Raw genomic sequence first — 14,199 nt, 5'->3', positions numbered from 1 at the left:
TTTTCATCAAACTCTTTAAGCCAGTTTCTTCTGCTGTTGGTCCAAGCGATGACTGAGGAAAGTGAGCAAACTCGCAAAAATCGCAACCACCCCTCCGACTAGTGTCACATTGATTAAAGTTCCTTCATGGTAGACAATTCCGCCTAATGCCGAACCCAAAGCAATACCAACATTGCTTGCGACAGGCATTAATGAAGCAGCAAGTCCTGTTGCATTTGGTTGATAAATACCTGCAAGGTCGATTAAATAAAGCTGCGTAGATGTGGTTAAAAGAATGGCCATTAATGACATCAAGCCGATGTTTACCAAACCAAAGATAAAGTTATCGGTCGTCCAGTATAGAGCAATCAGGACAAATGCTTGTACGAGAAAAACAAACCGCAGGCGTCCGATCGGATTGTGGCTGGCGATTTTTCCAGCAAGGATGTTGCTAAAAATAGAGATAAATCCGTAGCCAAACAGAATTAAACTGATGGAACTACTTGGTGCATCCATCTGCTTTAGAATCGGAACAAGATACGTAAATACCGCGTACGTTCCTCCGAACCCAAGAGATGGGATAAAGAAAGCCATTAAGATTCGTGGGTGTGTCAACAAAGAGAATTGATCCCGCATGGAACAACGGTATTGGCTGAGTTTACTTGGTAAGTTGAAGAAGGAGGCCACAAATGCCACCCCACCGAGAACTGTTGTTAATATAAAAGTGGCATGCCAGGTATACCATTCAGCTATGACCGTACCAATTGGAACTCCAACCACATTTGCTAGTGTAAACCCACCGAAAACGAAGGAGATAGCAATGCCCCGTTTTGCAACTGGGATGGTTTCACTGGCAACAATCATGGCAAGTGAGATTAATACCCCTGTTACAATCGCTGTCACCATCCGAATGGCAAGGAGCATAAGGTAACTTGTCGAAATGATGCTCAAAGCATTTAAGACTATAAATGTTCCGATTAAAAACAACATCCATTTCCGCTTTGGAACATGGCTTGTTGCTGACATCACGATGGGAGTAGCAATGGCAAACGTTATGGCAAACGCAGAAACAAGTGTGCCTGCCTTTGCATTTGTTATATGAAGGTTCGAGGAAATATCCGTTAAGATCCCAACGATCACAAACTCGCTTGTCCCGAGAACAAATGTTAATAAGGTAAGTGTGAAAATAAGAAACCAATGTTGCTTAGATAATGCTGTGACTTGCATAAATACCTCTTTTCTTGATGAATGAAAATGTAATAGGATAGGTAAACAATTTACTCATCATACCATAAAACAATTTTACGAAGGAACCCTTGTATTTAAAATAAATGCTTGAATTATATGGGAGAAAAAGCGGTTTTTGGGTGTACTTAGGATACTGTGGGATGATTTCTCACTTTTTTACTAAGTTTAAATAGTTTATAATTATTAGATAATAGTAGATAATTGAATCTATAAATAATTATAATAGACTAATGAGTGTTTATTAATGAGTCAGATAAGGTGTGTTCTTAGATGGCACCCTTATTTTTATGAAATCTAAGCTAGAACGACTACTTTTTTTGCAAATATACGGAGTAAGGATGGTTGTCATGAGCAACGTACAGAAAACAGCAGACGTTATCTTAATTGGTGCCGGGGTCATGAGCGCAACTTTGGGTTCATTACTGAAAGAGTTAGCACCTGAATGGGAAATCAAAGTGTTCGAGAAACTTGAAAATGCTGGAGAAGAAAGCTCAAACGAATGGAATAATGCGGGGACGGGTCATGCTGCACTGTGTGAGCTTAACTATACTTCCGAAAAACCGGACGGATCTATAGATATTAGCAAAGCAATAAATATTAATGAACAGTTTCAGCTTTCTAGACAGTTTTGGTCTTATCTTGTAAACAAAGATCTCATTCGTGATCCACAGGATTTTATTATGCCAATACCTCATATGAGTTTAGTGCTAGGGGAACAAAATATATCGTTTTTGAAGAAAAGATTTAAAGCGCTATCAAACAATCCTCTGTTTCAAGGGATGGAATTTTCCGATGACCCTGAAAAACTGAAAGAATGGATTCCGCTTATCATGGAAGGCCGTACATCGAATGAACCAATAGCGGCTACAAAAATCGACTCTGGAACAGACGTTAACTTTGGTGCGTTAACACGCATGTTGTTTGACCACTTAAAGACTCAAAACGTTGAAATCAAATACAATCATCAAGTGGACGATATTAAACGGACTAGTGACGGCTTATGGGAATTGAAAGTGTGGAATATGGCTACCGGTAACATCGAACGCCATACAGCCAAATTCATCTTTATCGGAGGTGGGGGTGGAAGTCTGCCTCTATTACAAAAAACCGGTATTCCTGAGTCAAAGCATATCGGAGGGTTCCCTGTAAGCGGACTATTTATGGTATGTAACAATCCGGATGTTGTGGAGCAACATCATGCAAAAGTATACGGTAAAGCCAAGGTTGGCGCTCCTCCAATGTCAGTTCCACATTTAGATACAAGATTTATCGATAACAAAAAATCATTACTGTTTGGACCGTTTGCCGGTTTCTCACCAAAGTTCTTAAAAACTGGTTCGAATTTGGATTTGTTAGGTTCTGTCAAACCAGATAATCTTCTCACAATGTTAGCAGCAGGTGCAAAAGAGATGTCTCTGACAAAATATCTGATCCAGCAAGTTTTGTTATCGAATGAAAAGCGTATGGAAGAATTACGCGAGTTTATTCCGAATGCCAAAATGGAGGATTGGGATATAGTGGTTGCGGGCCAACGTGTGCAGGTAATCAAGGATACTGAGGCTGGTAAAGGAACACTTCAATTTGGTACAGAAGTTATTAGTGCCGCTGATGGATCGGTTGCTGCTTTGCTCGGCGCTTCTCCGGGTGCATCTACTGCCGTTCACGTAATGCTTGAGGTATTAGAAAAATGCTTTCCACAACATTTTGAACAGTGGGAATCAAAAATAGTAGAAATGATCCCTTCTTATGGCATGTCACTAATGGACAATCCAGAGATGTTCAAAAAAATTGATACATCCACAGCGCAGACGTTGGGTCTGAGCGTGAAAGAAATGGTTCATAGTTAATTCTTTAGATGTATCATTCAAAATAAAACATAGAATCCTTAATCTAGCTGTAGATTGAAGGTACTTAATGGGTTATTACAAAGAACAAAAAAATCAGGAAATCATTAACGATTTCCTGATTTTTTTATTGAGATTGAGATTTCTTAATAGATAACAACCGGCTCGTAGGTACTGAGGTTTTCATACACGATTTTCATGACATTTGGCGGTGTATTGACGCAGCCATGCGATCCTGCATTTAGATAGGCACTGCTTGACCAGTTTGATCGCCAGCTGGCATCGTGGAACCCTTGTCCGTCGTTTGTAAAAGGAGCCCAATAATTAACTTTTACAGAATAACTTTCATCTCCACCCAGCTCTCTGCCTGTTAGTGTGGAAGGTGATCGTTTATAGAGGACATACCACACGCCTTTTGATGTATCATTACCAGTGTTGTGTTTGCCGGTCACAACATTTGTTGTGACTACTAATTTACCTTTTTTGTAAATCCAAATCCGCTGTTCAGCAATGGACACTTCAGCATATGTATCGCCAATGCCACCGTTCGTAGTCGTTTCATAGCCGTAACCTTCATTTTTCCAACCATGCCCGATAATATTAGAAGCAGCAATGGATTTATCTCCGTTTTCAAACGCTGCCTGAATCTGTGCAGTTTCTTTTTCCACATCTAATGCCCAGCCATATCCTTGTCCTTTTACCGGGACAACTGAACCTGAATGGGTTTTAAAACTGAAATTTTTATTTAAAGTGGATTGAGTATGATTAATTTCAGCAATCTTATTCTTAATATCACCCGCGTCAATCGTTACCTTCATGTCTTTTGAAACAGAGGCATTTTTAATTAATTCGCTGGCATTTAGTGAATAAACTTTATCCTGTACCTTATAATCTACAGTTTGCTGAAGGAGTTCCTGCAGCTTTTTCTCTTCATTTTTTACAATTTCACTGTCTTCCTTAATTGGTTGTATGAAAGCAAAATTCAGACGGATTTCACTTGTATATTTATGATTCTCATAGTCTTTTAATAGATTAGCCACATCATATTGTTCTCCGCTAATGCTTTTAGAGACGGCAATTTTACCTTGTTCTAAAGTAACCGCTGCATCTTTAGGCACTTTTAATTTCTTATTAAGGGCGACCAACTTTTCTTCCAATTGTTTTTTCAGAGTCTGGCTTCGATACTGATCCGTTTGGTCAGGCTGTATTGAAAAGTTCTTTGCTTTTGATGATGGGAAAAATGTCCGTTGGTTGCTTAATAGTTTTTTTACAGCAGGCAAATCTTTATCTGAAAATACCATCTTCGTATCTTGTCCATCTAAGATTTGTTGATCACCGACATAAACAATGTTTTTTAAATCAGATGTTTTTAATTTTTTCAAAGCTTGATCAGCAGTTAGGCCCTTAACTTTTATACCATTTATCTTGATCTGAGCATTAAAGTGGGTTGCCTGATAATAGCTGATTGCACCCAATATGACTGCAATAATAATGATTATGCTGGTTGTGATAACCTTCCAGTTCGAAAACCGCTTAGCAGATTGTCTCCGTGTTATATTACTTTCTTCCGTATTTAATGAACTTTCCATATAAAATTCCCCCCGCAAAATGGTGGACTTGTTTCAATGTTCACCAACTTTAAACTGCATCCTAAGATTACAATTATATTACATTATTATAACTTTTGATTACTATTGTACAAGATGTTTTAGTCGAAGTTTGTCATTATTTGTTTGGTTGGAAAAATTTAATATTTATTTGTTATTAATTCATTCCTATTAGCAAAAGATTCGGAGATTTATAACACGTATTTAAGTTGTTCATTTTCAATTCATATCTTAGGCAATTCCAGTATTTTTTTACTATTTAAAGGTTGAAAGTTTGTATGGGAAAATAATGAAATTTTCCTATTAAAACGTAAACCGGGATACCTGTTCATCGTGGATAATTAAACCGTCTATCTCTTGGAAACCTGCTTTTTCATATACGCGTTTTGCGTGTTCATTAGTCGGGACATAAGATAGCGTGATGGTTTGATGGCGATCCTCTTTTATATTCCGAATATCGTCTATCACGAGTTTAATCGCCTTAATACCATAGCCTTTGCCTTGATGCTTTTGATCAATCATCATGCGATAAATCCAGTACTCATGGTCGTCTTCGTCCATTCCATAAAGTGTGAAGCCAATCATTTCCTCGCCATGATAGATTCCTTTTGCATAGAAATTTTCGAGAAAATTTAACTGGGCAAGGGATACCGCATTGGATGCCACAAACTTTACTTGATCCTCCCGAACGCGTAGTGAAATTGCCTTCCACCAATTGTCTTTTGTAATCGTCTTTAAATGCAGCATACTTTTCTTTCCTTTCTAAAATAAAAATTTCAAATGAAAAGGAGCCTGGCTAGGTACAAACATGCCACGGCTCCTTTTTAAGTCATTCTTATTCTTCTTTATAAAAGCGCTCTCCGGTCTCCGCGTTGAAGTATACTACTAATCTTTTATTTGTAGTTGGATCGATGGATACCTCATTTGTTCGGACGAAGCCTTTAGGAACTTGTTGACCCTGCTTTGATTTGAAGCGGCGGTCCCAAATGAGCCACGATCCGATGATTAGAATAATCAGAACTAACAGTTGGATACCGTAAAAGCTAATAACCCATTTCATTGGTTAAGCCTTTTCCGCAATAACAGCTGTTCCATAAGCTACAATTTCACTCATATTCTGGCCAATTTCACCAGAGTCAAAGCGCATCATAATGATCGCGTTTGCCCCCATTGACGCAGCGTTTTTTACCATACGGTCGATTGCTTGTTTTCTAGCATCTTCAAGCATTTCTGTATACTGACTGATTTCTCCGCCAATCAGTCCCTTAAAAGAAGCAACGATATCTTTGCCAATTCCTCTTGCCCTAACGGTTAATCCGAATACTGGACCTAACACTTCTGTGACTTTATGATTAGCAATATTTTCAGTTGTTACAATAATCATATGAATCCGCCCCCTAACAAAAATAAATACTACACATTTATTTTACTTGTCTTTGGATATAAATACCATTATTTATTATATCAACACTTAGTTAAGCCTAAATTATGGTATCTTTAAAGATTCTTTTAGAGTTACTTGGTCTTTTCCATTCAACAAAAAGAAGATTTAAAGCAATAGCAAGGTAAACGGCTATCGGAAAACTGATGGATGCATCCCAAAAAAGGGAAAAAGGGATGACAATAATTCGAAAGGAAACAAAAACCCATGTGATGGCATAACTTCTGAGAATCCACGTTTTATGTGAGGTTATTCTTTTTTGGAATCCTCGAAGGACGCCCATAGCTGTTGTTCCAAGCCAAAAGGCATTCAACACGAGGAAGGCAATCATAGTTGACCGGCCACCTGTAGAAAAGAGAGAAATGTAAGGAACCAATAATACATTAATAAAAATGGTAAACCCATAAATTTTCCCTAAATTCCGATGTAGCTTTGGGTTTTTACTGCTCATTTTTGTTAATTGAAATGGACCGATGGCCAGTGCAATCGTACCGAGAATAATATGAGGATAGAAAAAGGCTTCCCAAATGGGCAAATTAAAGTTTGCGTCTTCCATTTTTCCTTTTACCATTGGTGCGTTTTCGGTCCCAATTATAAAAAACATCACGATTATATAAGCGCTGAATAGTAGAACAGTAAAATAAAGTCCCATTACTGCCAGATTTAACTTTTTGCTTTTTTTCACAAACATATCCTCCAATTAATATATGATTTTTTCAAAACATAAGTACGGTACTTTTCTTAATGGAAACCGGACAGACCCTCTTATTTCATAACCAGCTCTTTCATACATCCCAATGGCAGCTGGGTTTTGGGAGTACACATCCATACGAATGCTGGAATGTCCTTTTTCCAAGGCGTATTCTTCAGCGAAGTTTAGTAGTTTTTTTCCTATACCCTTACCTTGATAGAAGGGATGGACAGCTAATCGATGAATGATTAATGGCCTGCCTGTTTGATCTTCCCACTGAAGTTTCAAATACTGTTTACTTTCGTTTGTATCGAGAACAATGGCACCAATAAGGTGATTTTCCTCTTTGATTCCAAAGAGGGTTCCCTTTTTCAAATCGTTTTTGATAACAAACCGGTTCGGATAAAAACGGTCCCATTGATCGATACCCTTTTTTCTTAAATCAGAAGTGATTGCAGCGTAAAACTGCTTCACTTCGGGTAATTCTTGTAATTCTATTGTTACGAATTCCATGCTAATCACCTCTGGCTCCGAATAGTAAACCGACGGCCGGTATGTTTTTGGGGGTGGGAGAATCCTTATACGGATTTGCCCAAAATAGTTCTTCCTTTTAATAGAATACTCTACGACAATGTCTGAATGAGTAATTTAAAAATATCACTAGTTGCTACTTGTTCCTCTTCTGAAGAGGAAAGGATTTGCGTTACCCTAAGGCCATATGAAAAAGTCATAAATAAGGTGGCCATTTTCTCAGCATCGATAGTTGGGGGGATCACACCATTTTGTTGCCCCAGCTCAATCCATTGAACACCAGTTGCCTTACTATATTGGTATACACTTTTTAAAATACTTTTAACCTTTTCATCATCCTGGCTTAACAGATAAACAAATATTAGATTCCCTACATCATTTGGAGTTTGTCTACTATGGAAAAATTGAGTGGCCATCCCAAACCGTCCAGCGTCAGGGGCAGCCCCCATCGAATGGCTGATCAACTGATTAAATTTTTCATTCACTTGTTCTATTTTGGTTTTTAAAATAAGCCCAAACAATTCATCTTTGCTAGCAACGTAATGATAAATGGCCCCTTTAGAAAGCCCTGTTCTTTCAATAATGTCTTTGAGTGTCGTATTCCTGCAGCCTTTTTCCAAAATAAGTTCCTCTGTTGCTAATAAGATATTCTGAAAGCTTGGGTTATCATGAGAAGTTGGATTAGACATTTTTTGTACCTTCCTTATACAATTTCTGGATGCATCATTTTACATTCATTATTAAATCTAAGCGAGTTTTTGCGTATCGGCGATAGATGACCGTCCATAAAATCGTTATCCCGAGCACACTGTAGAAGATGATTTGTGAAACAGCTAAGAAAGCAGAAATCGAGAGTTCATACACAAGAATTGTCTTGATAACTGCTTCTGCTAAGAGGGCAATGCCCCACACAGCAGTCATTAATCGGATGACAAAGCGGAAATAGGAGTACTCCCAGTTGTTCGCAAATTTGCCCTTCTGTTCTGACTCATCATTTGAACTGAATCTAATGGCAAAATGATAAATGAGCGGTTTTGAATAGAAGAGGGAACCTATAAAGATTAGTCCTAATATTCCCGTTACTAGTGATTCTCTCATTAAAATCAATTTCTCATTACCGCCTAGTAGAAACGCCAATAAGCTAAGAACGAAAGCTGTCAGCATAAACAGTCCAAATGCATCAGCTTTCCTATGTTTCATAATGTGATAAAGATTATCCAGCAATGGAACCATCGTTGCAAGTAGCAATGAAACAAAACTTGAGAAATGATCCAAGAGTAAATTATATACGACAACAGGTACGAGTCCATTAATTAAGATACTGACGATAACAGATTGAATAACCTTCCTTTTAGAGCTTATGTTCATTTTATCTCTCCTTACTTTCCTGTATTTATATTCCAATTATACAAACCGACCGTCGGTTTGTCAAATTATTTTTTATAAAAATTACATAAGGTGATTCTTGTGGCACCTTAATGAAATCTGTAAAGAGAGGGATGGTCTATTGAAACGAACGGCAGAAACTCTTGTTTATTTTTAAACAAGAGCACCGTTCCTCCAGAACAGCCATCAGGAGTGGAAACCAATTATGTTGATTCTGGAGCAAATGCTGTAGATTATCGGATTATGAAGTTAGCAGAAACAGGAGATATTATTGTTACGCAAGATTATGGTCTTGCTTTGCTAGGATTAGCAAAAGGAAATATAGTCCTCCACCATAAAGGGTTTAGTTACAAATGAAAACATTGACCAATTATTACAAACACGTTATTTAAGTGCAATGGCTCGAAAAAGCGGAAAGTGAACAAAGGACCCAAGGCTTTTACAGCAGAAGAGAAGATCGGGAGCAATTTAGGAGGTTTTTTAAACAAGTTATTTCTCGTTATGAATAACCAAGGTTTAGTCTCCTTATTTAAATGTTTTAAGGGACACTAGGACGGGGGATTATAACTAGCTATTAGATTACATACCTTACTTTGAAAATGAGGTTTGGAGGATTTTTATAAAAATTACTTATGATTCGGATCAGTTAAAAGGGCCTGTGATTATTGTTTAAAGTACATCCATTATTACCAGCCGGCAATTTCTAAGCAATAGAACCGTCCCTTTGTTTTAAAGATTTTTTAAAATAAAGTTTATTAATGCTATACTTGGGGAACGGATTGGGTTTTGAAAGGAGATAAATATTTTGAAGTATTTGAAATCGCAAATGCAACAGCTAATCAAGGATAATAAAGAATTGCATGCACGCTTTAAAGAGATGAAGGCAGAACACGGCCTTGAAAAAAACAATGCCCTCAAGGCTTTGTACCATTCAGAAGTTGCTGACGGAGGAAAGTACCAGTTAGCCTACCAAGAACTTGACCACCCCAAAAAGTAGACTCAATTATTTATTAATAGTTGTTATAGTGATTCTTATTTTACCCACTGGCTTTTAGTCAGTGGGTTTGTCATCAATCTGATCTTCACAAAAGTGAAGGTCGTTTACTTATACTATCATTTATTAACAGTAGTCACATAATACTAATCTTTGCTCCCTTTGTTTTTGTTGGAAAATAAAATTCAATACATAGAATATCTAAGTATATAATATTTTTAACTACATAGAATTTTGCTGAAACGCCAATTCTTAATGAACGGGCCTGCATGCTATTTTTCGTTAATGTTTTTCCAGTCTCAACTTATACTTAGGGTGAGATCTGCACTCCTAAATTGCATGAAATTATCCAATATATTTTTTAGAATAGCCCCTTCCTCTCGGTTGGGGCATTTAAAATGTTCATATGATTGTAACAGTGGATTAGAGTAGCTATAGAACAATTCCTATATAATAGAAAAGTAAGAAAAGAAAGCGTTTTCATCTTTTGATTACGTTGGCTGGGTAGGCTTCTCTATTTTAAAAAAGTAGTATTAAGAATGATTAAAGGAGGAATGTATATGTCAAACACAAACATAACCAAAAAGTTAACTTTAATCTCCCTAGTATTAATGATTTTTACGTCTGTTTATGGATTCAACAACATTCCAAGATCGTTTTATAAGATGGGATATGCCGCTATTCCATGGTACATATTTGCTGCTATAACCTTTTTTGTTCCTTTTGCATTAATGGTGGCTGAATTTGGTGCCGCCTTTAAAGAGGAAAAGGGTGGAATCTACTCATGGATGGAAAAATCCATAGGTCCCAAATTTGCCTTTATAGGAACTTTCATGTGGTATTTTTCTTATGTAACTTGGATGGTTAATGTCGCATCCGGTATGTGGGTTCCGGTGTCAAATGCTATCTTTGGAGAAGATACAACACAAAGCTGGACTTTATTTAATCTTCAAGGTCCTCAGGTACTGGGGGTTTTAGGAATTCTATGGATTCTTATCGTAACCTATATATCAACAAAGGGTCTGGATAAGATTAAGAAAGTAACTTCAGTAGGTGGGACTGCAGTCTTGTTAGTGAATGTATTTCTTTGGATTGGTGCAATTGCGGTCTTTATAGGAAATCATGGACAATTAGCACAGCCGATTACAGGATGGGAATCATTCACTCAAACACCAAATCCTATATATGCAGGAGATATTATCGCTTCGCTAGCATTTGTTGTCTATGCCATCTTCGCTTATGGCGGGCTTGAAGCAGTAGGCGGTTTAGTGGATGTAACAGAAAAACCAGAAAAAACGTTTCCAAAAGGAATTCTTATATCTGCAATCATTATCTCAGTAGGATATTCTTTAGGAATCCTATTAATTGGAATATTCACAAACTGGTCATCTGTAATGGGTATTGAGAATGTGAACCTTGGAAATGCAAGTTATATCGTTATGTCCAATTTAGGCTACTCACTAGGTACCGCTTTTGGAGCAAGCCATGCTACAGCTACGGCTTTAGGATTATGGGTTGCAAGATACATTGGACTTTCCATGTTCCTAGCACTGTCGGGTGCGTTCTTTACCTTGATGTTTTCACCTTTAAAGCAGATGATTGAAGGAACGCCTAAGATATTATGGCCGGGAAAAATCGGAGAAACGAAAAATGGGCTACCTGTTAATGCTATGTGGATTCAAGCTGCTATAGTTTGTGTCATGATCGCACTTATCGCGTTCGGTGGAAGCACAATGGCCGCATTCTTTAACATTCTCGTTTCAATGACAAACGTCGCTATGACATTACCCTATGTATTTATAGCACTTGCATTCCCGTACTTTAAGAAAAAAGTGGAAATCAATAAGCCTTTTATCGTTTATAAATCCCAATGGAGTGCAAATATATGGGCTTGGATTGTTATTTTGACAGTTGGACTAGCAAATTTCTTTAGTATCATACAGCCAGCTATAGAAGGAGATATTCAAACAACTATCTGGAGTGTAGCTGGACCTGTTATTTTCTCAGTTATTGCATGGTTAATGTATAGAAAATATGAAAAATTAGAGGGTACTGAAAAGCAGAAACTAAAGAAAATTAGTTAGTTATAAATTAAAGTGGAGCATATTAATACGGCTTCACTTTTTTCTTGTCTAAAGCACCTCATTTAGATCTGTTATGGTGAACCACACCACAATAAAAAGCATGCAACTGGCACAATTTATGCGCTAGTCTGCATGCTTCGCTTGATGATTAGGAAATTATAAAAAGGTCCGATTGTGGATAACAAAAATAGTAGTCTGAATCTAGCTCCAGCGCCTAGCCCCTCGGGTCAAATAACCTTCGGCAAGAAAAGTCAAAAGGCGGACTTTTCCCGCCGAAGAACATTTGCCTGTCGGGGCTGGACGAGGCGCTTCCACCTTTTGTTCATGATGCCAACACTATTAACTTATTTATCTACCAAGCCATCCACCATCGACAGCTAATAAATGCCCATGTACATAATTCGATGCATCTGACGCAAGGTATACAACAGTCCCTTTAAAATCTTCAGGATTTCCCCAACGGCCAGAGGGGATTCGCTCGAGAATTTGTCGATTACGTGTGTCATCATTTATAAGTGCCGTATTCATGTCTGTGGCAATATATCCAGGGACAATCGCATTGACATTCACATTATACTTGGCCCATTCATTCGATAAGGCTTTCGTTAACTGAGCCACTCCACCTTTGGCTGCAGCATAAGCAGGAACCGTCAATCCGCCTTGATAGGAAAGTAAGGATGCCATATTTATGATTTTCCCTTTTCCATTAGGAACCATATAGCGGCCGGCCTGCTGACAAAGGAGCCAGACTGTCTTTAAATTAACATTAATCACATCATCCCAGTCTTGTTCTGAGAAATCTACTGAAGGTGAACGGCGTTGGATACCTGCATTATTGACTAAAATATCAATTTTGCCAAAATGTGAAACCACATTAGGAATGGCTGCCTTTACTTGATCGATATCTTCCAAATCACAAGGAACAATCAAGCATTTTCTACCTAATGATTCAATTTCTTCCTTAACGTCAGATTGTTCAGGTGAACGTTGAAGAAGGGCAATATCAGCTCCCGCTTCCGCTAAAGAGAGAGCAATTGAACGTCCAATTCCTCTAGTAGCACCCGTTACTGCTGCAACTTTTCCATCTAATTTAAATAATTCGAGTACCATCTTTGCTCCCCCTCAATCATTTAGGTTGAAATAATATTTTTAAAGAAACATCAGGATTTTCCATTAACTTAAACCCTTCCGCAATTTGCTCTAGCGGTAACTCATGCGAAATAAATGGAGAAACATCAATCTTTCCACTTGCCATTAGTTCAATAGCTGTTTTAAAATCACTTCCACTGTAGCATCTTGTAGTTGCCATCGATATTTCTTTAAAGTGCATTCCTGCTAAATTTACAGCTGGTGCTTGTTTGTATACGCTAACGACCATGATTTGTCCTTGTATTCTGCAGACTTCCACCATTTGCTGAGCCGTAATTTGTGTACCGGCCACTTCAAAAACAATATCTGCCCCAATTCCATTTGTTAGCGATAAAACTTCTTTCGTTACATCTACTTCTTTAGCATCTAATGCGGTAAAACCAAGTTCTCTAGCTTTTTCCAATCGGTAAGGACTAATATCGGAAACGATGATTTGATTCGCCCCCGCCTGTCTTGCCATTAGGCCAATGAGCAAACCAATTGGTCCTGCACCTAAAATGACTACATTATCGCCTACCTTAAGATTGGAGCGTCTTACAGTATGAACAGCCACTGCCACTGGTTCTGCCAAAGCCGCATGGGCATCGGATAATCCCTCGGGAATCACATGAAGTCGATGGAGGGGAACTGCCGCGTATTCTGCAAATCCCCCATGCATATCGATCCCAATGAGCTTTAATGTTTTACAAACATGAGATTGTCCAGACCTACAGGCTTCACACGTTCCGCAGCTAAGAGTGGGTTCAATAACTACTCGGTCTCCAACGGAAAAAGTGGACTCCCCGTTTAGTTCTTCAATGACGCCGCTAAACTCATGCCCCATTGCTAGAGGTGCTTTTGCACGAGGGTGTTTTCCTGAATAAATCATCATATCGGTTCCACAAATTCCAGCATAGGATACTCGAACAAGAGCTTCTCCTTGTTTTAATGTTGGTTTATCAAGTTCACCAACCATTACCTTTTTTTCGGAAATATACAAACCCGCCTTCATAACTTCCATTTTCATAACCTCCAATTATTTATGTTGTCTACTTGTCGACAAGTTAATTAATAAAGAAACATCTCTTTTTTAAAAAAGGCTTTGTTAAACATGTCTGTTGATTTGCGCTCCAGACGCGAGCGGTTCGTGGGTGTTTCGGCGAGCCTCCTCGGCGCTAGCGCCTGCGGGGTCTCCCCTGAACCATACTCCCACAGGAGTCTTCGCGTCTTCCGCTCCAATCAACAGGGTATAAAAATTAACAATGT

Annotated in this window: 14 protein-coding genes and 1 pseudogene; 4 read left to right on the top strand and 11 right to left on the bottom strand. The window is 38.2% G+C overall.

The window, feature by feature from the left end:
• Positions 1 to 15: 15 nt before the first annotated feature.
• On the bottom strand, positions 16 to 1,206 hold the full coding sequence (locus RCG25_RS23350; RefSeq protein ID WP_308081210.1) for an MFS transporter: 1,191 nt from the start codon (positions 1,204 to 1,206) through the stop codon (positions 16 to 18).
• 308 nt (positions 1,207 to 1,514) lie between these two features.
• Here RCG25_RS23350 and RCG25_RS23345 point away from each other — a divergent pair, with 308 nt between their 5' ends.
• On the top strand, positions 1,515 to 3,074 hold the full coding sequence (locus RCG25_RS23345) for a malate:quinone oxidoreductase (protein WP_308081209.1): 1,560 nt from the start codon (positions 1,515 to 1,517) through the stop codon (positions 3,072 to 3,074).
• A gap of 143 nt (positions 3,075 to 3,217) precedes the next feature.
• On the opposite strand, the gene RCG25_RS23340 is transcribed toward RCG25_RS23345, so the two are convergent.
• From RCG25_RS23340 to RCG25_RS23305, 8 genes are all read right to left on the bottom strand, one after another.
• Entirely contained in the window at positions 3,218 to 4,660 is a 1,443-nt protein-coding gene (locus RCG25_RS23340) for a L,D-transpeptidase family protein (protein ID WP_308081208.1), read from the bottom strand.
• Between the two features lie 321 nt (positions 4,661 to 4,981).
• Positions 4,982 to 5,425: a GNAT family N-acetyltransferase gene (locus tag RCG25_RS23335; protein ID WP_308081207.1), complete on the bottom strand. Its 444-nt coding sequence runs from the start codon at positions 5,423 to 5,425 to the stop codon at positions 4,982 to 4,984.
• Positions 5,426 to 5,513: 88 nt separating this feature from the next.
• The gene (locus tag RCG25_RS23330) at positions 5,514 to 5,738 is read right to left on the bottom strand and encodes a hypothetical protein (RefSeq protein ID WP_308081206.1); all 225 of its coding nucleotides are present in this window, start codon (positions 5,736 to 5,738) and stop codon (positions 5,514 to 5,516) included.
• A 3-nt stretch (positions 5,739 to 5,741) separates the two neighbouring features.
• The gene (locus RCG25_RS23325; RefSeq protein ID WP_308081205.1) at positions 5,742 to 6,062 is read right to left on the bottom strand and encodes a YbjQ family protein; all 321 of its coding nucleotides are present in this window, start codon (positions 6,060 to 6,062) and stop codon (positions 5,742 to 5,744) included.
• Positions 6,063 to 6,159: 97 nt separating this feature from the next.
• On the bottom strand, positions 6,160 to 6,804 hold the full coding sequence (locus RCG25_RS23320) for a DUF2306 domain-containing protein (RefSeq protein WP_308081204.1): 645 nt from the start codon (positions 6,802 to 6,804) through the stop codon (positions 6,160 to 6,162).
• A gap of 15 nt (positions 6,805 to 6,819) precedes the next feature.
• Positions 6,820 to 7,323: a GNAT family N-acetyltransferase gene (locus tag RCG25_RS23315; RefSeq protein WP_308081203.1), complete on the bottom strand. Its 504-nt coding sequence runs from the start codon at positions 7,321 to 7,323 to the stop codon at positions 6,820 to 6,822.
• 110 nt (positions 7,324 to 7,433) lie between these two features.
• Positions 7,434 to 8,030, bottom strand: a complete 597-nt coding sequence (locus tag RCG25_RS23310; RefSeq protein ID WP_308081202.1) for a TetR/AcrR family transcriptional regulator — start codon at positions 8,028 to 8,030, stop codon at positions 7,434 to 7,436.
• A gap of 34 nt (positions 8,031 to 8,064) precedes the next feature.
• Entirely contained in the window at positions 8,065 to 8,709 is a 645-nt protein-coding gene (locus RCG25_RS23305) for a VC0807 family protein (RefSeq protein WP_308081201.1), read from the bottom strand.
• A gap of 195 nt (positions 8,710 to 8,904) precedes the next feature.
• Here RCG25_RS23305 and RCG25_RS23300 point away from each other — a divergent pair.
• The 3 genes and pseudogenes from RCG25_RS23300 to yjeM all read left to right on the top strand — a co-directional run.
• Positions 8,905 to 9,236 (top strand): annotated as a pseudogene (locus tag RCG25_RS23300) (DUF188 domain-containing protein); the annotation flags it as partial.
• Between the two features lie 296 nt (positions 9,237 to 9,532).
• A complete protein-coding gene (locus RCG25_RS23295; RefSeq protein ID WP_308081200.1) occupies positions 9,533 to 9,724 on the top strand; it encodes a hypothetical protein in 192 nt (63 codons plus the stop codon).
• A gap of 557 nt (positions 9,725 to 10,281) precedes the next feature.
• The gene (yjeM, locus tag RCG25_RS23290; protein ID WP_308081199.1) at positions 10,282 to 11,805 is read left to right on the top strand and encodes a glutamate/gamma-aminobutyrate family transporter YjeM; all 1,524 of its coding nucleotides are present in this window, start codon (positions 10,282 to 10,284) and stop codon (positions 11,803 to 11,805) included.
• Between the two features lie 348 nt (positions 11,806 to 12,153).
• Here the strand turns inward: yjeM and RCG25_RS23285 are convergent, their stop codons facing one another.
• A complete protein-coding gene (locus RCG25_RS23285; RefSeq protein WP_308081198.1) occupies positions 12,154 to 12,915 on the bottom strand; it encodes an SDR family oxidoreductase in 762 nt (253 codons plus the stop codon).
• A gap of 16 nt (positions 12,916 to 12,931) precedes the next feature.
• Entirely contained in the window at positions 12,932 to 13,954 is a 1,023-nt protein-coding gene (locus RCG25_RS23280) for a zinc-dependent alcohol dehydrogenase (RefSeq protein WP_308081197.1), read from the bottom strand.
• Between the last annotated feature and the right edge of the window lie 245 nt (positions 13,955 to 14,199).

It is taken from the genome of Neobacillus sp. PS2-9 (assembly GCF_030915525.1).
Classification (GTDB): domain Bacteria; phylum Bacillota; class Bacilli; order Bacillales; family Cytobacillaceae; genus Neobacillus.
This window is presented reverse-complemented; position numbering and strand designations above follow the sequence as displayed.